Origin of the sequence: Pseudomonas fluorescens (assembly GCF_001902145.1) — a bacterium.
Classification (GTDB): Bacteria; Pseudomonadota; Gammaproteobacteria; order Pseudomonadales; family Pseudomonadaceae; genus Aquipseudomonas; species Aquipseudomonas fluorescens_BV.
In genome coordinates this window covers 234,136-255,266 of sequence record NZ_MRST01000024.1, presented here as the reverse complement: position 1 = coordinate 255,266, position 21,131 = coordinate 234,136, and the positions used below count along the sequence as shown (strand labels likewise).

The 21,131-nt window shown below is 59.9% G+C and carries 18 protein-coding genes; 10 read left to right on the top strand and 8 right to left on the bottom strand.

The window, feature by feature from the left end:
- Positions 1-118 precede the first annotated feature (118 nt).
- Positions 119-2,569, bottom strand: coding sequence for a glycogen/starch/alpha-glucan phosphorylase (locus BUE92_RS15125; protein ID WP_073524642.1), 2,451 nt, complete (start codon positions 2,567-2,569; stop codon positions 119-121).
- 237 nt (positions 2,570-2,806) lie between these two features.
- On the opposite strand from BUE92_RS15125, the gene BUE92_RS15120 reads away from it, so the two are divergent.
- Positions 2,807-3,241, top strand: a complete 435-nt coding sequence (locus BUE92_RS15120; RefSeq protein WP_003187815.1) for a YkgJ family cysteine cluster protein — start codon at positions 2,807-2,809, stop codon at positions 3,239-3,241.
- Between the two features lie 198 nt (positions 3,242-3,439).
- On the opposite strand, the gene typA is transcribed toward BUE92_RS15120, so the two are convergent.
- Together typA and thiI are read right to left on the bottom strand one after the other, a co-directional pair.
- Positions 3,440-5,260 carry a translational GTPase TypA gene (typA, locus tag BUE92_RS15115; RefSeq protein ID WP_014716526.1) on the bottom strand — a complete coding sequence of 607 codons (1,821 nt, stop codon included), beginning with the start codon at positions 5,258-5,260 and terminating at the stop codon, positions 3,440-3,442.
- A gap of 139 nt (positions 5,261-5,399) precedes the next feature.
- Positions 5,400-6,854, bottom strand: coding sequence for a tRNA uracil 4-sulfurtransferase ThiI (gene thiI / locus BUE92_RS15110; protein WP_073524640.1), 1,455 nt, complete (start codon positions 6,852-6,854; stop codon positions 5,400-5,402).
- 334 nt (positions 6,855-7,188) lie between these two features.
- Between thiI and glnA the strand changes: the two genes are divergently transcribed.
- From glnA to ntrC, 4 genes are all read left to right on the top strand, one after another.
- Complete coding sequence (gene glnA, locus BUE92_RS15100) at positions 7,189-8,595, top strand: type I glutamate--ammonia ligase (protein WP_003187811.1); 1,407 nt, start codon at positions 7,189-7,191, stop codon at positions 8,593-8,595.
- 198 nt (positions 8,596-8,793) lie between these two features.
- Entirely contained in the window at positions 8,794-9,330 is a 537-nt protein-coding gene (locus BUE92_RS15095) for a chorismate mutase (protein ID WP_073524639.1), read from the top strand.
- Positions 9,331-9,693: 363 nt separating this feature from the next.
- Positions 9,694-10,779 (top strand): nitrogen regulation protein NR(II), encoded by a 1,086-nt coding sequence (gene glnL, locus BUE92_RS15090; protein ID WP_014716523.1) that lies wholly within the window; start codon positions 9,694-9,696, stop codon positions 10,777-10,779.
- Positions 10,776-12,212, top strand: coding sequence for a nitrogen regulation protein NR(I) (ntrC, locus tag BUE92_RS15085; protein WP_073524638.1), 1,437 nt, complete (start codon positions 10,776-10,778; stop codon positions 12,210-12,212). Before glnL ends, ntrC begins: the two co-directional genes overlap by 4 nt.
- 452 nt (positions 12,213-12,664) lie before the next feature.
- On the opposite strand, the gene BUE92_RS15075 is transcribed toward ntrC, so the two are convergent.
- Entirely contained in the window at positions 12,665-13,105 is a 441-nt protein-coding gene (locus BUE92_RS15075) for a hypothetical protein (protein WP_073524637.1), read from the bottom strand.
- Here BUE92_RS15075 and BUE92_RS15070 point away from each other — a divergent pair.
- Complete coding sequence (locus BUE92_RS15070; RefSeq protein ID WP_003171120.1) at positions 13,104-13,559, top strand: tRNA (cytidine(34)-2'-O)-methyltransferase; 456 nt, start codon at positions 13,104-13,106, stop codon at positions 13,557-13,559. The two genes, BUE92_RS15075 and BUE92_RS15070, sit on opposite strands and share 2 nt — an antisense overlap.
- A 118-nt stretch (positions 13,560-13,677) precedes the next feature.
- On the opposite strand, the gene secB is transcribed toward BUE92_RS15070, so the two are convergent.
- Genes secB through BUE92_RS15055 form a run of 3 tightly spaced genes read right to left on the bottom strand, consistent with a single transcriptional unit; the run spans position 13,678 to position 14,868 of the window.
- A complete protein-coding gene (gene secB / locus BUE92_RS15065) occupies positions 13,678-14,157 on the bottom strand; it encodes a protein-export chaperone SecB (protein ID WP_014716520.1) in 480 nt (159 codons plus the stop codon).
- A gap of 41 nt (positions 14,158-14,198) precedes the next feature.
- On the bottom strand, positions 14,199-14,453 hold the full coding sequence (gene grxC / locus BUE92_RS15060) for a glutaredoxin 3 (protein ID WP_003171118.1): 255 nt from the start codon (positions 14,451-14,453) through the stop codon (positions 14,199-14,201).
- Position 14,454: 1 nt separating this feature from the next.
- Entirely contained in the window at positions 14,455-14,868 is a 414-nt protein-coding gene (locus tag BUE92_RS15055; protein ID WP_073524636.1) for a rhodanese-like domain-containing protein, read from the bottom strand.
- 151 nt (positions 14,869-15,019) lie between these two features.
- Between BUE92_RS15055 and gpmI the strand changes: the two genes are divergently transcribed.
- The 4 genes from gpmI (at position 15,020) to BUE92_RS15035 (ending at position 20,221) form a co-directional block, all read left to right on the top strand.
- The gene (gpmI, locus tag BUE92_RS15050) at positions 15,020-16,546 is read left to right on the top strand and encodes a 2,3-bisphosphoglycerate-independent phosphoglycerate mutase (RefSeq protein ID WP_073524635.1); all 1,527 of its coding nucleotides are present in this window, start codon (positions 15,020-15,022) and stop codon (positions 16,544-16,546) included.
- 259 nt (positions 16,547-16,805) lie between these two features.
- Entirely contained in the window at positions 16,806-18,101 is a 1,296-nt protein-coding gene (locus tag BUE92_RS15045; protein WP_003187792.1) for a murein hydrolase activator EnvC family protein, read from the top strand.
- Positions 18,102-18,131: 30 nt separating this feature from the next.
- Entirely contained in the window at positions 18,132-19,445 is a 1,314-nt protein-coding gene (locus BUE92_RS15040; protein ID WP_073524633.1) for a S41 family peptidase, read from the top strand.
- Positions 19,446-19,447: 2 nt separating this feature from the next.
- Positions 19,448-20,221, top strand: coding sequence for a divergent polysaccharide deacetylase family protein (locus BUE92_RS15035; RefSeq protein ID WP_073524630.1), 774 nt, complete (start codon positions 19,448-19,450; stop codon positions 20,219-20,221).
- A 103-nt stretch (positions 20,222-20,324) separates the two neighbouring features.
- Here BUE92_RS15035 and BUE92_RS15030 read toward each other — a convergent pair whose 3' ends face one another.
- The gene (locus tag BUE92_RS15030; protein ID WP_073524628.1) at positions 20,325-21,080 is read right to left on the bottom strand and encodes a substrate-binding periplasmic protein; all 756 of its coding nucleotides are present in this window, start codon (positions 21,078-21,080) and stop codon (positions 20,325-20,327) included.
- Between the last annotated feature and the right edge of the window lie 51 nt (positions 21,081-21,131).

Sequence of the window (21,131 nt, the reverse complement as noted above, 5' to 3'; positions counted from 1 at the left end):
CGACCCGGCTTGATGTGGGAGGGGGCTTGCCCCCGATTGCGGTCATTCAGTCAATGCATGAGTGACAGATCAACCGCTATCGGGGGCAAGCCCCCTCCCACATTTTTAACCGCGGCGGTCAGTCGAGGGCTTTCCAGATCTCGGTGGCGTATTCGCGGATGGTGCGGTCCGAGCTGAACCAGCCCATGCGTGCTGTGTTGAGCACCGCCGAGCGCCACCAGGCCTTGGAGTCGTGCCAATGCGCCTCGACCCGCGCCTGGGCGTCCCAGTAGGCGTCAAAGTCGGCACACACCAGGAAGCGGTCATAGTCGATCAGCCCATCGACCAGGCCCACATAGCGTCCCGGGTCATCGGGCGAGAACACCCCGCCGCGGATCGCTTGCAGCACGTCGTTCAAGCGATGGGACGCGGCGATGTCCGGCCCGGCGTTGAACTCACCAGCGTGCTTGCGGGCTTCCACCTGCTGGGCACTGAGGCCGAAGATAAACATGTGCTCGGCGCCGACCCGCTCATGCATCTCCACGTTGGCGCCGTCCATGGTGCCGATGGTCAGCGCACCGTTGAGGCCGAACTTCATGTTGCTGGTACCCGACGCTTCGAAGCCGGCAGTGGAAATCTGCTCCGACAAATCCGCTGCCGGAATGATGCTTTCCGCCAGGCTGACGTTGTAGTTGGGCAGGAACACCACCTTGAGCAGACCGCGTACGGTCGGGTCGTTGTTGACGGTGCGGGCGATGTCGTTGGTCAGCTTGATGATCAGTTTGGCCTGGTGGTAGCTGGCCGCTGCCTTACCCGCGAAGATTTTCACCCGAGGCACCCAATCGATGCCCGGCTCGGCACGGATCGCCTGGTACAGCGCCACGGTGTGCAGCAGGTTGAGCAGTTGGCGTTTGTATTCGTGGATGCGCTTGACCTGCACGTCGAACATCGCCGCCGGGTTGATCGCAATGCCCAGGCGCTCATGGATGATCTGCGCCAGTGCGCGCTTGCTGTGCAGGCGCTGCTCAGCGAACGCTTTGCGGAAGGCCGGTTTCTCGGCAAAGGGTTCCAACTCGATAAGACGCTGCTCGGGCTGGTCGAGAATATCCGGGCCCAGGGCTTCCACCAGCATATCGGTCAATTTGGGGTTGGCCTGGTACAACCAGCGACGGAAGGTAATGCCGTTGGTTTTGTTGTTGATGCGCTCGGGGTAGAGCTTGTGCAGTTCGGAGAACACCGTGCTGCGCATTAGCTGGGTATGCAAACCGGACACGCCGTTGACGCTATGGGAGCCCAGGAACGCCAGGTTGCCCATGCGCACGCGGCGGCCGTTGTCTTCTTCGATCAGCGACACAGCGCGCAAAACATCAAAGTCGTGGATGCCTTTGGCACGCAGCGAGTCAATGTGCTGGGCGTTGATCAGGTAGATGATCTGCATGTGCCGCGGCAGCATGCGTTCCATCAAACCTACCGGCCAGGTTTCCAGCGCCTCGGGAAGCAAGGTGTGGTTGGTGTAGGAAAGGGTCTCGACGGTGACATCCCACGCCGCTTCCCAAGGAATGTCATGCAGGTCGACCAGCTGGCGCATCAACTCGGCTACGGCGATGGACGGGTGGGTGTCGTTGAGCTGGATGGCGGCGTGTTCGCCCAGGCTGAGCACCGAACCGTGCATGTTCTTGTGGCGGCGCAGCAAATCCTGCAGGGAGGCGGAGACGAAGAAATATTCCTGGCGCAGGCGCAGCTCCTGCCCTGCTTCGGTGCTGTCGGCCGGGTAAAGCACTCGGGAGATGCTTTCGGCACGGGCTACTTCGGCGACGGCACCCAAATGGTCACCGGCGTTGAAGCGCTCCAGGTGCAGGTCTTCTACGGCCCGTGCACGCCAAAGGCGCAGGGTGTTGACGCTGGCGCCGCGCCAACCGACGACCGGCGTGTCGTAGGCAACGGCACGTACGGTTTCGTTGGGCGACCACACCTGGATCATCTTGCCCGAGGCGTCCGCAACGGTTTCGACGCTGCCGCCAAAGCCAATCGGGTAAATCACTTCAGCGCGCTCGAATTCCCAAGGGTTACCGAAATCCAGCCAGCGTTCGGTCTGTTCCTGCTGCCAACCGTCAACAATCGCCTGGCGAAACAAGCCGTGTTCATAACGAATGCCGTAACCGTGGCCGGCAACGCCCAGCGTCGACATGCTTTCCATAAAGCACGCCGCCAGCCGGCCCAGGCCACCGTTGCCGAGCGCCGCGTCGGGCTCCAGCAGACGGATGCGTTCCAGATCCACGCCCAGCTCCGACAGCGCTTCGCGAGCGATCTCCAGCACACCCAGGTTGCTCAGGCTGTCGTAGAGCAAGCGGCCGATGAGAAATTCCAGGGACAGGTAGTAAACGCGCTTCTGGCCTTTACGATAAATACGCCGCGTGTGGTCCATCCAGTGATCGACCATCTGGTCGCGTGCGGCCAGGGCAATGGCTTCGAACCAGTCATGGTCGAAGGCGTGATCCGGGTCCTTGCCCACCGCGTAGGTGAGTTTGGTCAAGACAGCATCGCGGAATGCGGCTACCTCTGCTTCTCGTGCAAGCGGTTCCTGAGACATCGGTGCGACCTCGGGCGAGATTGAAGGAGTTGCTAGAGCCTAGTCGGTCTGACAGACGGTAGACGTGCTGGTTCGGCAGTTTTTTAACTCATTGGCCTATGGCTGAATTTGATGCAGGGGTCGTGCCCGATCAGACCGTGGCCAAACCTTTGAGCTGAAACCTGCAAAATGTTGTTCAAAAAACCACCAATCCCGGTATGATCGCGCGCCCGGATAACGCCCCACCTTGGAACCTTGATGAAGCCTCAACTGATCGCCGCCGCGGAACTCGACCGTCTAGAGACCTGGCAGAAATACTCCGCCCATATGTGCGGCGGCTGCGTGTCCAGCTGCTGCACGCTGCCGGTGGAGGTGAAGATCAAGGACCTGATCCGCATTGGCATCGTCGATGAGTTCGAGCGCGGCGATCCGCCGAAGAACATCGCCAAGCGTTTGCAGAAAGAAGGCATCGTCGAGCGGTACAACAACAAGTCCGAAATTTTTACCCTGCAGCGCATGAGCAACAACGACTGCCTGTACCTGGATCGTAAGACGCGCTTTTGCACTATTTATGACAAGCGCCCGGATACGTGCCGCAACCACCCGAAAATCGGGCCGCGGCCGGGGTATTGTGCGTATAAGCCCAAGGAAGTGGTGCGCGAGACTAACTTCAAGACCCTCGACAAGTTCTAAGTTTTTATTGTTCGGACCAGCGCTTTCGCGAGCAAGCCCGCTCCCACACTTGACCGCATCCATCCTGAAAAAACGCGGTCGAATGTGGGAGCGGGCTTGCTCGCGAAGAGGCCGGCACAATCACTACACATTCTGCAGGCATAAAAAAACGCCCCCGGCCTTTCGACCGGGGGCGTTTTTCATTCAGCCTGAGTTAACTCAGTTCTTGGCTTTCTTGGCAGCGCGGGTACGCTCGCCTTCGTCAAGAATCTTTTTACGCAGACGAATGGACTTAGGAGTCACTTCGCACAATTCATCGTCCTGGATGAATTCCAGGGCCTGTTCCAGGGTGAAGCGAACAGGTGGAACCAGAGCGATGGTTTCGTCTTTGCCCGAAGCACGCATGTTGTCGAGCTTCTTGCCTTTGGTTGGGTTGACGCCCATGTCGTTGTCACGGCTGTTCAGACCAACGATCTGGCCGTTGTAGATCTCTTGACCGTGTTCAACGAACAGCTTGCCACGCGCCTGGAGGGTTTCCAGGGAGTAGGTCAGCGCCTTGCCGGTTTCTACCGACACCAGAACACCATTCTGACGGCCGGACATGTCGCCGGACTTCATGGTGTCGTAGCGATCGAAGATCGAGGTCAGGATGCCAGCACCGTTGGTCAGGGTCAGGAACTGGTTACGGAAACCGATCAGACCACGAGCAGGGATGTTGTATTCCAGACGCACACGGCCTTTGCCATCCGGCACCATGTTGGTCAGGTCGCCCTTACGCAGGCCCATCTCTTCCATGACCTTGCCCTGGGATTCTTCAGGGGTGTCGATGGTGACGTTTTCGAACGGTTCCTGCTTCACGCCGTCAACCTGACGGATGATCACTTCCGGACGACCAACACCCATTTCGAAGCCTTCGCGACGCATGGTTTCGATCAGTACCGAGAGGTGCAGCTCACCGCGGCCGGAGACCTTGAACTTGTCAGCCGAGTCGCCTTCTTCAACGCGCAGAGCAACGTTGTACAGCAGCTCTTTGTCCAGACGCTCCTTGATGTTACGGGAGGTCACGAACTTGCCTTCTTTACCGCAGAAAGGCGAGTCGTTTACCTGGAAGGTCATGGAAACGGTTGGCTCGTCAACGGTCAGAGGCTTCATCGCCTCGACGTTGTCCGGCTGGCACAGGGTGTCGGAGATGAACAGCGAGTCCATACCGCTCACGCATACGATGTCGCCAGCGAAAGCTTCTTCAACGTCGATGCGGTGCAGGCCGTGGTGACCCATCAGCTTCAGGATACGACCGTTACGCTTCTTGCCGTCGGCGCCGATAGCGACAACCGGGGTGTTCGGCTTGACGCTACCACGAGCGATACGGCCAACGCCGATAACACCCAGGAAGCTGTTGTAGTCCAGTGCCGAGATTTGCATCTGGAACGGGCCTTCACGGTCGACTTTCGGTGCTGGAACGTTGTCGACGATCGACTGGTACAGCGGAGTCATGTCTTCAGCCATGTCGGTGTGGTCAAGACCAGCAATACCGTTCAGGGCCGAGGCGTAGATGACCTGGAAGTCCAGCTGTTCTTCGGTGGCACCCAGGTTGTCGAACAGGTCGAAGATCTGGTCCAGAACCCAGTCCGGGCGCGCGCCTGGACGGTCAACCTTGTTGATGCACACGATCGGACGCAGGCCGGCTTCGAAAGCCTTCTTGGTCACGAAACGGGTTTGCGGCATAGGGCCGTCTTGAGCGTCAACCAGCAGCAGAACGGAGTCAACCATCGACATTACGCGTTCTACTTCGCCGCCGAAGTCGGCGTGGCCCGGGGTATCCACGATGTTGATGTGGTAGCCGTTCCAGTTGATAGCGGTGTTTTTTGCCAGGATGGTAATACCGCGCTCTTTTTCCTGGTCGTTGGAGTCCATCACGCGCTCGTCGTTGAGCTCGTTGCGCTCCAGGGTGCCGGATTGACGCAGGAGTTTGTCTACCAGGGTGGTTTTACCATGGTCAACGTGAGCAATGATGGCGATGTTACGTAGATTTTCGATCACTTGTGTATCTCGATCAGAGGATTCGGTGTGCTGACAGGTCGTGGCAGCGATTAACAGTAGAGTCAGGCCTTGCCGTTACAGCTTGACGGCAGAGTCGGGGGGCCGGTGACGCAGGCCACAGGCAAACAGCCCCGGGCTCTTAGCTCGGTCGATAAACGCGCACATTGGCATGCCCCTCACTGAGCAAATGGTGGGCATGCAGGCGACTCATCACGCCTTTGTCGCAATACAACAGGTACTGACGGCTGTTATCCAGTTCCTTGAAACGCGCGTTCAGTGCGTAGAACGGCAGCGTTTGCACGTCGATGCCAGCGATTTCCAGCGGCTCATCTTCAGCGGCATCCGGATGACGGATGTCGATGACGATCTGGCCGGCCAGGGCTTCGCTGACTTCTTCGATCTGCACATCCTGGCCCAATTCATCGATCACTCGATCGATTGGCACCAGCTTGGCGTTCTCGAGCGCACGCTCCAGAATCGCCATGTCGAATTCTTTCTCTTCATGCTCCACGCGGTGACGCTTGGCGTGGGTCTTGGGGTTCACCGAAATGACCCCGCAATACTCAGGCATATGCTTGGCGAAGTCGGCGGTGCCGATTTCTTCTGCCAGGTCGATGATGTCCTGCTTGTGGCTGGCGATCAGCGGGCGTAGCACCAGCTTCTCGGTCACGCAGTCAATGATCGACAGGTTCGGCAGCGTCTGGCTGGAAACCTGGGAAATCGCTTCGCCGGTCACCAGGGCGTCGATCTGCAATTGATCGGCGATTCGGGACGCCGCGCGCAACATCATACGCTTCAATACTACGCCCATATGACTGTTATCGACTTTGCCGAGAATTTCGCCCAGCACTTCCTCGAACGGTACGCTTACAAATAGCACGCGTTGGGAGCTGCCGTATTTCTTCCAGATAAAGTGCGCGACTTCCATCACGCCCAATTCATGTGCACGCCCGCCCAGGTTGAAGAAGCAGAAGTGGCTCATCAGGCCGCGGCGCATGATCTGGTAGGCCGCTACCGTGGAATCGAAACCGCCGGACATCAATACCAGGGTCTGTTCCAGGGCACCCAGCGGATAGCCGCCTATGCTGTTGTGCTGACTGTGGATCACGAACAACCGTTGGTCGCGAATTTCCATGCGCACTTCAATTTGTGGCGCCTTGAGGGAAATTCCAGCGGCACCGCACTCGCGACGCAGCTTGCTGCCGACGTATTTCTCGACGTCCATGGAGCTGAACAGGTGCTTGCCGGCACGCTTGCAACGCACCGAAAAAATCTTGCCTTCAAGCGCACTGCCGTAGTGCTGCTTGCACTTTTCGGTGATGTCGTCGAAGTCGCCCAGCGGGTACTCATCCACCTGCAGGAAATGCGCGATGCCCGGCATGCAGCTCAGGCGCTCGGTCATGTCCTTCAAGGCTTTGGCGTCGGTAATACGGGTTTCCAGCTCGAGGTTGTCCCACACGCCGTTCACCACCACAGCCGGGTCCAGGTCACGGAGCACGGCACGGATGTTCTTGGCCAACTGACGGATGAAACGCGTCCGTACCGGTCGGCTCTTGATGGTGATCTCGGGGAAGACTTTAACGATTAATTTCATGGAAACAGCGCGCGCCGGGCCTGCTGAAAAAGGGGGGCGCGGATTATAGCGGAAATCGCTCAAGGTTTAACCAGTTAATATGCATCGCATACGCAATGCACCAAAACAGGTCATTTGCACAAATAAACGCTACATTGCAGTGCGCGATTTATGCCGTTTTTACCAATTGCACCGTTATAGGGGCCATTTTGAGGCAAAACGGCCATGTTGGCGCACTGGCATGCAATTTGCTCTCTTGTGAGGCAGGTTGCCTTGGCGGAGTATCCGCGCCGGCATCACCCAAATTCTAAGGGCTAACTCCACTACCCAAGCCCGAAGCCACCCGGAGGACACCATGTCGAAGTCGGTTCAACTCATCAAAGATCATGACGTTAAATGGATTGATCTGCGCTTCACGGACACAAAAGGCACTCAGCACCACGTGACCATGCCGGCTCGCGATGCGCTGGAAGATGACTTCTTCGAAGTCGGCAAGATGTTCGACGGTTCCTCCATCGCCGGCTGGAAAGGCATCGAAGCCTCCGACATGATCCTGCTGCCAGACGACAGCACAGCCGTACTCGACCCGTTCACCGAAGAGCCGACCCTGATCCTGGTGTGCGACATCATCGAGCCTTCGACCATGCAAGGCTATGACCGCGACCCACGCGCCATCGCCCACCGTGCCGAGGAATACCTGAAGTCCACCGGTATCGGCGACACCGCATTCTTCGGCCCTGAGCCAGAGTTCTTCATCTTCGACTCGGTGAAGTTCAAATCCGACATCTCCGGCTCCATGTTCAAGATTTTCTCCGAGCAAGGCTCGTGGATGTCCGACCAGGACGTGGAAGGCGGCAACAAAGGCCACCGCCCAGGCGTGAAAGGCGGCTACTTCCCAGTACCACCGTTCGACTTCGACCATGAAATCCGTACCTCCATGTGCAACGCACTGGAAGAAATGGGCCAGACCGTTGAAGTTCACCACCACGAAGTGGCGACTGCCGGCCAGAACGAAATCGGCGTGAAATTCAACACGCTGGTGAAGAAGGCTGACGAAGTTCAAACCCTGAAATACTGCGTGCACAACGTTGCCGATGCCTATGGCCGCACCGCTACCTTCATGCCTAAGCCGCTGTACGGCGATAACGGCTCGGGCATGCACGTTCACGTATCGATCTCCAAAGACGGCAAGAACACCTTCGCCGGTGAAGGCTATGCCGGCCTGTCCGACACCGCCCTGTACTTCATCGGCGGCATCATCAAGCACGGCAAGGCCCTGAACGGCTTCACCAACCCGTCGACCAACTCCTACAAGCGTCTGGTCCCAGGTTTTGAAGCGCCGGTGATGCTGGCCTACTCGGCACGCAACCGCTCCGCCTCGATCCGTATCCCTTACGTCAACAGCCCTAAAGGCCGCCGTATCGAAGCACGCTTCCCAGACCCGGCTGCCAACCCTTACCTGGCCTTCGCCGCCCTGATGATGGCCGGCCTGGACGGTATCCAGAACAAGATCCACCCTGGCGACGCCGCCGACAAAAACTTGTACGACCTGCCGCCTGAAGAGGCCAAAGAGATCCCACAAGTGTGCGGCAGCCTGAAAGAAGCCCTGGAAGAGCTGGACAAAGGCCGTGCGTTCCTGACCAAAGGCGGCGTTTTCAGCGACGACTTCATCGACGCTTACATCGCCCTGAAAAGCGAAGAAGAAATCAAAGTACGCACCTTCGTACACCCACTGGAATACGAGCTGTACTACAGCTGCTGATCCGGTAGCGCTGCTTGAGGTAGCGTGATGAAAAAGACCTCCTTCGGGAGGTCTTTTTTTTGCCTGAGATTATTTACTCCCTTTCCTGTAGGAGCGAGCTTGCTCGCGAAAAACCCAAAGACACCGCATTTTTTTCAACATTGGCGCGTTATCGTTAGCGACCTTCGCGAGCAAGCTCGCTCCTACAGAGGATCGCCCTTGAAAAATCGACTTGTATTTGCCCTGCTGTTCATCAGTGCCAGTGCGAGCGCAGCGCCGCCTACGCTGGAACCCCTGCTCAACAGCATCGCCGAACGCCTGGAGATCGCCGACCAGGTGGCGCTGAGCAAGTGGGACAGCCACAAGCCCGTGGAGGACAAGAAGCGCGAACAAGAGGTGATCGCCAGCGTTACTGCCCAGGCTCCCAGCTACAAGCTGGACCCGGCCGCTGCCGAGCAGTTTTTCGCCGCACAGATCGAAGCCAATAAACTGGTGCAATACACCCACCTGTCCGACTGGCAGTTCCAGGGCAAAGCTCCCGACGACCCGCGCCCGGACTTGGTCCAGCAGATCCGCCCGCAGTTGGACGAGCTGCAAAAAAAGCTGCTGCAGCAGCTGGCCGACTTCACGCCCCTGCGCACTGACCCCGAATGCCCCCAATGGCTGGCCGAGGCCGTGCACGAACCGCTGAATGATCCGCTGCGCCAACTGGCGATGATCCGCGCCACCGCCGAGCTTTGCATCTACAAAGGCTGAAAGGACTGCAAATCCAATTAAAAATGTGGAAGCTGGCTTGCCTGCGATAACGGTGTTGAATGCACCGCAGCTATCGCACGCAAGCCAGCTCCCACACTGACAGCGATTCGCCTTTAATCTGCAGTTGCTGAACAACCTTCACAAAATCGCACTATATTGGTGCGACAACCTGCACCCTTCTCAATTGCCCAGCCCATTTTGGTTCGAAACTTCCCGTTGAGGCTGGCAGAACGCCACAGTTTCGCGCCTGAATCCCTTATTTCAGGGCATTAGCGCTTCTTTTCGGAGCCTTGGTTTGGTTTTTGCATTTTCCTTGTATCAGCGTGTGCCTCAAGCCTGCGCCTTGCTCCAAAAGAGGTCCCGATGACCATCAGCGATGCACTGCACCGTTTGTTACTCGACAACCTGACCACCGCGACCATCCTGCTCAATGCCGACCTGCGCCTTGAGTACATGAACCCGGCGGCGGAGATGCTCCTGGCGATCAGCGGCCAACGCAGCCATGGGCAGTTCATCAGCGAATTGTTCACCGAGTCGGCCGAAGCCTTGAGCTCGTTGCGCCAGGCCGTGGAGCAGGCACATCCATTTACCAAGCGCGAAGCGATGCTCACCGCGCTGACCGGGCAGACGCTGACCGTCGACTACGCCGTGACCCCGATCCTGAGCAATGGCGCGACCCTGCTGCTACTCGAAGTCCACCCCCGCGACCGCCTGCTGCGCATCACCAAGGAGGAAGCGCAGCTGTCCAAGCAGGAAACCAGCAAGATGCTGGTGCGCGGCCTGGCCCATGAGATCAAGAACCCGCTGGGCGGCATTCGCGGCGCGGCACAGTTGTTGTCCCGCGAGCTGCCGGACGAGCACCTCAAGGACTACACCAACGTCATCATCGAAGAAGCCGACCGCCTGCGTAACCTGGTGGACCGCATGCTCGGCTCCAACAAGCTGCCGTCCCTGGCGATGACCAACGTGCATGAGGTACTGGAGCGCGTCTGCCAACTGGTCGAGGCCGAAAGCCAAGGCTGCATCACCTTGGTGCGCGACTACGACCCAAGCATTCCCGATGTGTTGATCGACCGCGAGCAGATGATCCAGGCGGTGCTCAACATCGTGCGCAACGCCATGCAGGCCATCAGCAGCCAGAACGAGCTGCGCCTGGGCCGCATCAGCCTGCGCACCCGCGCCCTGCGCCAGTTCACCATTGGCCATGTGCGCCATCGCCTGGTGACCAAGGTCGAGATCATCGACAACGGCCCCGGCATTCCTGCAGAGCTGCAGGAAACCATCTTCTTTCCCATGGTCAGCGGCCGCCCGGACGGTACCGGGCTGGGCCTGGCCATTACCCAGAACATCATCAGCCAGCATCAGGGCCTGATCGAATGTGAGAGCCACCCCGGCCACACCACGTTCTCGATCTTCCTGCCATTGGAACAAGGAGCCCCCACGACATGAGCCGTAGTGAAACTGTCTGGATCGTCGACGACGACCGTTCTATCCGCTGGGTCCTCGAAAAAGCCTTGCAACAAGAAGGCATGACCACCCAGAGCTTCGATAGCGCCGATGGGGTGATGAGCCGCCTGGCACGTCAGCAACCGGACGTGATCATTTCCGATATCCGCATGCCTGGGGCCAGTGGCCTGGACTTGCTGGCGCGCATTCGCGAGCAGCACCCGCGCTTGCCGGTGATCATCATGACCGCCCACTCGGACCTGGACAGCGCTGTCGCGTCTTACCAGGGCGGCGCCTTTGAGTACCTGCCCAAGCCATTCGATGTGGATGAGGCGGTGGCGCTGGTCAAACGCGCCAACCAGCACGCCCAGGAACAACAGAACCAGGAAGCGCCGCCGATCCTGACCCGTACCCCGGAAATCATCGGGGAAGCGCCGGCGATGCAGGAAGTGTTTCGCGCCATCGGGCGCTTGAGCCACTCCAACATCACCGTACTGATCAATGGCGAATCGGGGACCGGTAAAGAGCTGGTGGCTCATGCCCTGCACCGCCACAGCCCACGGGCGGCCTCGCCGTTTATCGCGCTGAACATGGCGGCGATCCCCAAGGACCTGATGGAGTCCGAGCTGTTCGGCCATGAAAAAGGCGCGTTCACCGGGGCAGCCAACCTGCGTCGCGGACGCTTTGAACAGGCCGACGGCGGCACGCTGTTCCTCGATGAAATCGGCGACATGCCGGCCGATACCCAGACTCGCTTGCTGCGCGTGCTGGCTGACGGCGAGTTCTACCGCGTGGGCGGGCATACGCCGGTGAAGGTGGATGTGCGCATCATCGCGGCCACCCACCAGAACCTGGAAACCCTGGTGCATGCGGGTAAATTCCGTGAGGACTTGTTCCACCGCCTCAACGTGATCCGCATCCACATCCCGCGCATGTCGGACCGTCGCGAAGATATCCCCACCCTCGCCCGCCACTTCCTCAGCCGCGCCGCCCTGGAGCTGGCCGTAGAGCCCAAGCTGCTCAAAAGCGAGACCGAGGAATACCTCAAGAACCTGCCGTGGCCCGGCAACGTGCGCCAGCTGGAGAATACCTGCCGCTGGATCACCGTAATGGCGTCCGGGCGCGAAGTGCACATCAGCGACCTGCCGCCGGAGCTGCTGAGCCTGCCGCAGGACTCGGCCCCCGTGACCAACTGGGAACAGGCGCTGCGCCAATGGGCGGACCAGGCCTTGGCACGCGGCCAGTCGAACCTGCTGGACAGCGCGGTGCCGGCGTTCGAGCGGATCATGATCGAGACCGCCCTGAAGCACACTGCCGGCCGTCGTCGCGATGCCGCCGTACTGCTGGGTTGGGGGCGCAATACCCTGACGCGCAAGATCAAGGAATTGGGGATGAAGGTAGATGGTGGGGATGATGATGAGGGTGATGAGGCCTGATCACATTTTCCCAAACCCACTGAAGATCCAATGTGGGAGCGGGCTTGCTCGCGAATGCAGTGTGTCAGTCGCCGGATGTATTGGCTGGCCCACCGCCTTCGCGAGCAAGCCCGCTCCCACATTTGGATTTTCATAAAGCTCGGGTTTGTGCACCGCTTCAATGCACGATGAACCGGCATTGAGCACAGACCAGAAAACCTGCATATCGCTTTCGCTACAAATTTCTTGGCAGCAGAAACAAACAAAGCCCCGTATTCCGGGGCTTTGCGCTTTTTGGCATTTTTTTCCAGCAGCAATTGCAAGTTTTGGCACGCCCCCTGCAACAACCCCAGTACTACCCAGTTTCGGGGACCTTGGTACAGGCAGGCCGAGAATCCCCTCTTTAACACCGAAGCCTTAGGCTTCACCCCGTTTTGGGAGCCCTGGTACAGGCAGGCCGGGAACTCCCTCTTTTATTGCTCTTGGAGATGGATCTCCAGCCGCCAGCGGCCATCAACCTCTGCACCGCTCCACTCCCCACGCAACGGCCGAGCCGCCACCAGGTTCAGCAGCAAGCCAGCGTCGGTCTTGCGTATGCGCCAATTCACGTCCTTGTGATTGACCTTGAACTGCCCGTTGGCAGCCTTGCCCTGGGCGTCAAACAGCAGCGCCACGGTGCCGTCGATATGTTCGCCGTGCAGCTTGGGTTCGTTGTTGAACCACACCACCAAACCATCCGTCGCTGGTTCTACCTGCTGCAGCTCCAGCGGTTGCGGGGTGGTCAAGCGGCCGATCATCAAGCCAATCATCAAGCCGACAATCGCCAATGAGCCCAACACCCTCGGCAATAGCTTCGGTCTCGGGTCGTCTTCAGGGGTAGAATGCAGCGCATCTTTGCCTTCGGAGCCGTGCATGTTTCACGTCATCCTTTTTCAACCAGAAATTCCGCCGAATACCGGCAACGTTATCAGGCTGTGCGCCAACAGTGGCTGCCACCTGCATTTGATCGAGCCGTTGGGCTTTGACATGGACGACAAGCGCCTGCGTCGGGCCGGGCTGGACTACCACGAGTATGCCACCCTCAAGCGTCACGCCGACCTGGCCAGTTGCCTGGAAAGCCTGGGTCATCCGCGCTTGTTCGCGTTCACCACCAAGGGTTCGCGCCCGTTTCACGATGCCAGCTTTGCCGAGGGCGATGCCTTCCTGTTCGGCCCGGAAAGCCGCGGCCTGCCGGCCGAGGTGCTTGACGCATTGCCCGATGGCCACCGCCTGCGCTTGCCGATGCGTGAAGGCTGCCGCAGCCTGAACCTGTCCAACACCGTAGCCGTCGCCGTCTACGAAGGCTGGCGCCAACTGGGCTTCAAGTAATACGTAAAACAAATGTGGGAGGGGGCTTGCCCCCGATGGCGGAGTGTCAGTCATCACTTATGTGACTGGTCCACCGCTATCGGGGGCAAGCCCCCTCCCACATTTTTACCGCATCGACTTACTGAACGGTCGGCGCGCCTTCTTGTTGCATGCGCTGCAGCTCTTGGGCGTACAGGGCATCGAAGTTCACCGGAGCCAGCATCAGGGCCGGGAACGAGCCACGGGTGACCAGGCTGTCCAGGGTCTCACGGGCATACGGGAACAGGATGTTCGGGCAGAACGCGCCCAGGGTGTGGCTCATGGACGCCTCGTCCAGGCCCTGGATCAGGAAGATACCGGCCTGTTGCACTTCAGCGATGAAAGCGACTTCTTCGCCATTCTTGACGGTGACCGACAGGGTCAGCACGACTTCGTGGAAGTCACCTTCCAGCGCTTTTTGACGGGTGTTCAGGTCCAGCGCAACGCTTGGGGTCCATTCCTGACGGAAGATGGCCGGGCTTTTTGGCGCTTCGAACGACAGGTCACGCACGTAGATGCGCTGCAGCGAGAACTGTGGGCCTTGGGCCTCTGCTGCTTCGGTGTTCTGTTGATCAGTCATCGCAGATCCTTCTTTATCTTGGGTTCTTAAGGGTTTAGACGTCAGGCGGACAGCAGCGCATCAAGTTTACCGGCGCGCTCCAGAGCGAACAGGTCGTCGCAACCACCGATATGCCGGGTGCCGATCCAGATCTGCGGGACCGACGTGCGGCCAGCCTTCTGGGCCATTTCGGCGCGCACCTGGGGCTTGCCATCGACCTTGATCTCTTCGAAGGCAACGCCCTTTTTCTCAAGCAAGGCCTTGGCCCGCATGCAGTAAGGGCACCAATCGCTGGAATACACGACAACCTGGCTCATATCACTTCACCAACGGCAGGTTATCGCCACGCCAGCTGCTGATACCACCCGACAGCTTGGCGGCGGTAAAGCCGGTCTTGAGCATCTCCCGGGCGTGGGTGCCGGAGTGCTGGCCTTGGGCATCGACCAGGATGATGGTCTTGGCCTTGTGCTTTTCCAGTTCGCCCAGACGCGCAATCAGCTTGTCCTGGGGAATGTTCAGGGCGCCAACGATGTGGCCGGCGGCATAATCCTTGGCCGGGCGAATATCGACGACGACGGCCTCATCCTTGTTGACCAGCGCGGTCAGCTCCGACGTGCTCAGGCTGCGACCACCGCGGCTCAGTTCATGAGCGATCAGCAGCGCCAGCAGGATGACGAAGGCGCCCACAAGCAGGTAGTGGGCAGTGGCAAATGCAATCAGGTGATCAACCATCAAGGAGGTTCCAGGGCGTTAAAATGGCGGTAAGTATACACAGCCGCCAGGGGGGGCCAACCCCCGTAAAGCGGTGACGTGGTTGGAACTTCGCTTTAAACTGCCACTCCCTTTTCAATTGTCTTCCTTTATTAGCGCCGCGAGAGGATCTATGACTACCACGCCTAAACCTTTGGTCCTGATAATTCTCGATGGCTTCGGACACAGTGAAAGCCACCACGACAACGCGGTATACGCGGCGCGCAAGCCCGTGCTGGACCGCCTCACCGCCACCGTGCCCAACGGCCTGATCTCAGGCTCCGGCATGGACGTGGGCCTGCCGGACGGCCAGATGGGCAACTCGGAAGTCGGCCACATGAACCTCGGTGCCGGACGAGTGGTGTACCAGGACTTCACTCGTGTCACCAAGGCGATCCGCGATGGCGAGTTCTTCGAGAACCCGACCATCTGCGCCGCGGTGGATAAAGCCGTTGCCGCCGGCAAGGCCGTGCACTTCATGGGCCTGTTGTCGGACGGCGGCGTACACAGCCATCAGGATCACTTGGTCGCCATGGCCGAACTGGCGTTCAAGCGCGGCGCTGACAAAATCTATCTGCACGCCTTCCTCGACGGCCGCGACACGCCGCCTAAAAGCGCGCAATCCTCCATCGAACTGCTGGATACCACCTTCGCCGCCCTGGGCAAGGGCCGTATCGCCAGCCTGGTGGGCCGTTACTTCGCCATGGACCGCGACAACCGCTGGGACCGTGTCTCCCAGGCCTACAACCTGATCGTCGACGGCCAGGCCGAATTCAATGCGGCCACAGCCCAGGAAGGCCTGGAAGCCGCCTACGCCCGTGGCGAAAGCGATGAATTCGTCAAGGCCACCACCATCGGCGAGCCGGTGAAGGTCGAAGACGGCGACGCCGTGGTGTTCATGAACTTCCGCGCCGACCGCGCCCGTGAGCTGAGCCATGTGTTCGTCGATGAAGGCTTCAAGGACTTCGAACGCGCGCGCCAGCCGAAGGTCGAGTTCGTCATGCTCACCCAATATGCCGCCAACATCCCGGCCCCGTCGGCTTTCGCCCCGGGCAGCCTGGAGAACGTGCTGGGCGACTACCTGGCCAAGAACGGCAAGACCCAACTGCGCATCGCCGAGACCGAGAAATACGCCCACGTGACGTTCTTCTTCTCCGGTGGCCGCGAAGAGCCGTTCCCTGGCGAAGAGCGCATCCTGATCCCGTCGCCAAAAGTCGCTACCTACGACCTGCAGCCGGAAATGAGCGCACCGGAAGTCACCGACAAGATCGTCGACGCCATTGATAACCAGCGTTATGACGTGATCGTCGTCAACTACGCCAACGGCGACATGGTTGGCCATAGTGGCAACCTGGAAGCCGCGGTGAAGGCTGTTGAATGCCTGGACCTGTGCGTTGGCCGCATTGTCGACGCCCTGGAAAAAGTCGGCGGCGAAGCGCTGATCACTGCTGACCACGGCAACTGCGAACAGATGTCCGACGAATCCACCGGCCAGGCACACACGGCTCACACCACCGAACCGGTGCCGTTCATCTATGTCGGCAAGCGCGACCTGAAGGTACGTGACGGTGGCGTGCTGGCGGACGTGGCACCGACCATGCTGAAACTGATGGGGCTCGAGCAGCCGAAGGAAATGACCGGGACCTCGATCCTGGTCTGACACCCGCATCACTGCGAAACCATGTGGGAGCGGGCTTGCCCGCGAATGCGGTAGTTCAGTCAATATCTTCAGCGACTGACACACCGTATTCGCGGGCAAGCCCGCTCCCACATTGGTTTGTGGCGCTTTGAGAGATATCTTTTTGCCATACCAGCACCACTCGGCACCTAACTTGACCGCCAGCCCCAATTGGGCGTTTTTTTTGCAGCGCTTGGCGGGCATACTAGGCCGTCCTTTTCCCCTGGTGTCGCCCGCCTCTATGCTTCGCGCCTTGATAACCCTTGCTCTTGTCTGCCTGCTCCAACCGGCGTTTGCCGATGAGCGTGCACAAACCCAACAACAGTTGGACGCTACGCGTCAGGACATTACCGAGCTGAAAAAGCTGCTCGGCAAGCTCCAGGAAGAAAAGTCCGGGGTGCAGAAAGACCTGCGCGGCACGGAAACCGAGATGGGCAAGCTGGAGAAACAGGTCCAGGAGCTGCAAAAAGAACTAAAGAAGAGCGAGTCGGAACTGGAGCGACTCGACGCTGAGAAAAAAAAACTCCAGAGCGCACGCGTTGAACAGCAACGCCTGATCGCGATCCAGGCCCGCGCCGCGTACCAGAGCGGCCGCCAGGAATACCTCAAGCTGCTGCTCAACCAGCAGAACCCGGAAAAATTCGCCCGTACCCTCACCTATTACGATTACCTGAGCCAGGCGCGCCTGGCGCAATTGAAGGGGTTTAACGAAACCCTGCGCCAATTGGCCAATGTCGAGCAGGAAATCGCCGACCAGCAATCGCAATTGCTCGACCAGAAAACCGCCCTCGACACCCAGCGCGACCAGCTCGATAAAGTACGCAAGGAGCGCCAGCAGGCCCTGGCCAAGCTCAACAGCGACGTAAAAGCCCGCGACGCCAAGTTGCAGGCCCGCGAGCAAGACCAGGCCGACCTGGCCAAAGTTCTCAAGACCATTGAAGAAACCCTGGCCCGCCAGGCACGCGAGGCCGAAGAAGCGCGGCAAAAAGCGCTGATCGCCCAGCAGGAAGCCGAAAAAAAGCGTCAGCGTGAGGCCGAACTGGCTGCCACCACCGACGCTCCGGCCCCGCGTAAACCGGCGCGTGCAGCGCCTGGCCCGCTGGTTTCGAGCAGCGGCGAGTCCTTCGGCGGCCCTTTTGCTTCAGCTCGGGGCAAACTTCCATGGCCGGTTGATGGTCGATTACTGGCACGCTTTGGGGAAACCCGTGGCGATGACACCCGCGCCAAGTGGGATGGCGTGATGATCAGCGCCTCTGCCGGCAGCCAGGTCCACGCTGTGCATGGTGGCCGTGTGGTGTTCGCCGATTGGTTGCGGGGCGCCGGCTTGCTGGTGATTCTTGACCACGGTAATGGCTATTTGAGCCTTTACGGCCACAATCAGACATTGCTCAAGTCGGCAGGTGATGTTGTAAAAGCCGGTGAGTCCATCTCCACTGTCGGTAACAGTGGTGGCCAGGACACCCCGGCGCTGTACTTCGCTATTCGTCAGCAGGGCCGCCCGAGCGATCCTGCACAATGGTGCCGGTCCCAAGGATAGGGTCGCATCTACATTAGGAGTTCGTTCGACATGCTGCATTTGTCCCGCCTCACTTCGCTGGCCCTGACGATCGCCCTGGTGATCGGCGCGCCTCTGGCTTTTGCCGACCAGGCCGCACCGGCTGCACCCGCCATGGCTGCGACGACCAAGGCGCCATTGCCGCTGGACGAGCTGCGCACCTTTGCCGAGGTCATGGACCGGATCAAGGCAGCTTATGTCGAACCCGTAGACGACAAGGCCCTGCTGGAAAATGCCATCAAGGGCATGCTCAGCAACCTCGACCCGCACTCCGCCTACCTGGGCCCGGAAGATTTCGCCGAGCTGCAGGAAAGCACCAGCGGTGAGTTCGGCGGCCTGGGCATCGAAGTGGGCTCCGAAGACGGCCAGATCAAAGTGGTCTCGCCTATTGACGACACCCCAGCGTCCAAGGCCGGCATCCAGGCCGGCGACCTGATCGTGAAGATCAACGGCCAGCCGACCCGTGGCCAGACCATGACCGAAGCCGTCGACAAGATGCGCGGCAAGCTCGGCCAGAAGATCACCCTGACCCTGGTACGCGACGGCGGCAACCCGTTTGACGTGACCCTGGCCCGCGCGACCATCACAGTCAAGAGCGTGAAGAGCCAGCTGCTGGAGTCGGGCTATGGCTATATCCGTATCACCCAGTTCCAGGTCAAGACCGGCGACGAAGTGGCCAAGGCCCTGGCCAAGCTGCGCAAAGACAACGGCAAGAAGCTCAACGGCATCGTGCTTGACCTGCGCAACAACCCAGGCGGCGTGTTGCAGTCGGCGGTGGAAGTGGTCGACCACTTCGTCACCAAAGGCCTGATCGTCTACACCAAGGGTCGTATCGCCAACTCCGAGTTGCGCTTCTCGGCCACCGGCAACGACCTCAGCGAGAACGTGCCACTGGCGGTATTGATCAACGGCGGCAGCGCCTCGGCCTCGGAAATCGTTGCCGGCGCCCTGCAAGACCTCAAGCGCGGCGTGTTGATGGGCACCACCAGCTTCGGCAAAGGCTCGGTGCAGACCGTATTGCCGCTGAACAACGAGCGTGCGCTGAAAATCACCACGGCGCTGTATTACACGCCGAACGGCCGCTCGATCCAGGCGCAGGGCATTGTGCCGGACATCGAAGTACGCCGCGCCAAGATCACCAACGAGACCGATGGCGAATACTACAAAGAGGCCGACCTGCAAGGCCATCTGGGCAATGGCAACGGCGGCGCCGACCAGCCAACCGGCAGTCGCGCCAAGGCCAAGCCGATGCCGCAGGACGATGACTACCAACTGGCCCAGGCACTCAGCCTGCTCAAGGGCTTGAGCATCACCCGCAGCCGTTGATCATGCGCCTTGCCCTGATCATCGCTGTGCTGTGCAGCCTGGCAGGGGTCGCTCAAGCGGCCCCTGCCGGCGAACCGCACAAAGCCTACCTGACGCTTATCATCGACGACCTGGGGCAAAACCTGCCTAGGGATCGCCGCGTGCTTGCGCTACCCGGCCCGGTGACCGCCGCCATCATGCCGGACACGCCCCACGCCGCCGAATTTGCCCGTGAGGCCCACAAGGCTGGCAAGATCGTGATCCTGCACATGCCCATGGACCCGGCCACCGGCCCATTCGCCTGGCACCCGCAGCTTTCCATCGAGGAACTGGGCAAGCGCCTGGATGCCGCGCTCGATGCCGTGCCCTACACCACAGGCATCAACAATCACATGGGCAGCCGCATGACCGCACAACCGGTGGCGATGGCTTGGCTGATGGGTGAGTTGCAACGGCGCCACAAGTTCTTCGTCGACAGCCGCACCAGCGCACAAACCGTCGCCGCCGCCGAGGCGCAGAAGATCGGCCTGGCCCATGTCTCACGGGATGTATTCCTCGATGACGAACGCACCGAGGCAGCGATTACCGCGCAACTGCAGACCGCGATCAAACTGGCGCATAAACAGGGCTCGGCGGTCATGATCGGGCATCCTTACCCACAGACGCTGGCGGTGCTGGAACGCGAATTGCCCAAGCTCAAGGCCCAGGGCGTGGAGTGGATCGATATCAAGTTGATGATCAGCGTGCGCAGTAACCGGGCGATGGCCGGGCATGGCAAGAACGGCATTTACCGCTGACGCCCCCCCGTAGGAGCGAGCTCGCTCGCGAAAAACTTGAAGCCGCCGCGCGCGCCCTGGATACCCGCGTCATCGTTGACGTCCTTCGCGAGCAAGCTCGCTCCTACAGGTAGTTGGCCATGATCTGGTCGATACGGCCTTCTTCGCGCAACTGGTCCAGCGCAGCCTGGAGCCTGGCCACCAGCTCATCCGGCACGTCCTTGTTCAACGCCAGGTAAAGCTGCGCACTGTTGAAGCGCAATACCGTCTTGAGCCCGTTCACCCCCACCTGCCGCGCGAGGTAACGCCCGGCAGGATCGCCGGTGGCCCACAGGTCGATCTGGCCTTCCATGAGCTTTTGCGCATTGTCCTGATCGCGCAAAGCGACAACCGGCTTGAGCCCCTGCTTGTCCAGGCTCTCGGCAATGGCATCGCCTTTGTAGGCACCGATCTTGTAGCGGCGCGCCTGCGCAAGGTTTTCCAGCTGGATCTTGCTGTCTGCCTTGGCCAGCAGCACCCAATCGTCCGGGCCGATGGGGCCGACCCATTTGAACAGGCCTTCACGGTCTGGCAGCCGCGCCATCACAAACACACCGTAACCCGGCTGTTCCAGGGCGAGCTTGTAGATTCGTTCCCAAGGGAAACGCAGGGTCAGGTTGTAGGAAATGCCGGCGTGCTTGAAGGTTTCGCGCATGATGTCTACGGCGATGCCTTCGATGTTCTCGTCCTTGGCGAAGTTCTTGCCGTTTTTCGCCATGTTGTAGGGCGGGAAATTTTCCGTCAGCAACACCAGGGAGGCATCAGACGGTTGTTCGGCGTGTGCCGTAGCCACCATGAGCATGGAGGAACTGGCGAGGGCGAGCAGCAGGTGCTTGAACATGAAGGCTACCGGAATCCATGGCAAGCGCAGAGAGTGCCGCGGGCCTGCCAT

What these genes read in the sequence shown, in the direction of transcription:
- BUE92_RS15125 (WP_073524642.1), bottom strand. Translation starts at nt 2,569, where the DNA reads ATGTCTCAGGAACCGCTTGCACGAGAAGCAGAGGTAGCCGCATTCCGC.
- BUE92_RS15120 (WP_003187815.1), top strand. Translation starts at nt 2,807, where the DNA reads ATGAAGCCTCAACTGATCGCCGCCGCGGAACTCGACCGTCTAGAGACC.
- thiI (WP_073524640.1), bottom strand. Translation starts at nt 6,854, where the DNA reads ATGAAATTAATCGTTAAAGTCTTCCCCGAGATCACCATCAAGAGCCGA.
- glnA (WP_003187811.1), top strand. Translation starts at nt 7,189, where the DNA reads ATGTCGAAGTCGGTTCAACTCATCAAAGATCATGACGTTAAATGGATT.
- glnL (WP_014716523.1), top strand. Translation starts at nt 9,694, where the DNA reads ATGACCATCAGCGATGCACTGCACCGTTTGTTACTCGACAACCTGACC.
- ntrC (WP_073524638.1), top strand. Translation starts at nt 10,776, where the DNA reads ATGAGCCGTAGTGAAACTGTCTGGATCGTCGACGACGACCGTTCTATC.
- BUE92_RS15070 (WP_003171120.1), top strand. Translation starts at nt 13,104, where the DNA reads ATGTTTCACGTCATCCTTTTTCAACCAGAAATTCCGCCGAATACCGGC.
- BUE92_RS15075 (WP_073524637.1), bottom strand. Translation starts at nt 13,105, where the DNA reads ATGCACGGCTCCGAAGGCAAAGATGCGCTGCATTCTACCCCTGAAGAC.
- secB (WP_014716520.1), bottom strand. Translation starts at nt 14,157, where the DNA reads ATGACTGATCAACAGAACACCGAAGCAGCAGAGGCCCAAGGCCCACAG.
- grxC (WP_003171118.1), bottom strand. Translation starts at nt 14,453, where the DNA reads ATGAGCCAGGTTGTCGTGTATTCCAGCGATTGGTGCCCTTACTGCATG.
- BUE92_RS15055 (WP_073524636.1), bottom strand. Translation starts at nt 14,868, where the DNA reads ATGGTTGATCACCTGATTGCATTTGCCACTGCCCACTACCTGCTTGTG.
- gpmI (WP_073524635.1), top strand. Translation starts at nt 15,020, where the DNA reads ATGACTACCACGCCTAAACCTTTGGTCCTGATAATTCTCGATGGCTTC.
- BUE92_RS15045 (WP_003187792.1), top strand. Translation starts at nt 16,806, where the DNA reads ATGCTTCGCGCCTTGATAACCCTTGCTCTTGTCTGCCTGCTCCAACCG.
- BUE92_RS15040 (WP_073524633.1), top strand. Translation starts at nt 18,132, where the DNA reads ATGCTGCATTTGTCCCGCCTCACTTCGCTGGCCCTGACGATCGCCCTG.
- BUE92_RS15035 (WP_073524630.1), top strand. Translation starts at nt 19,448, where the DNA reads ATGCGCCTTGCCCTGATCATCGCTGTGCTGTGCAGCCTGGCAGGGGTC.
- BUE92_RS15030 (WP_073524628.1), bottom strand. Translation starts at nt 21,080, where the DNA reads ATGTTCAAGCACCTGCTGCTCGCCCTCGCCAGTTCCTCCATGCTCATG.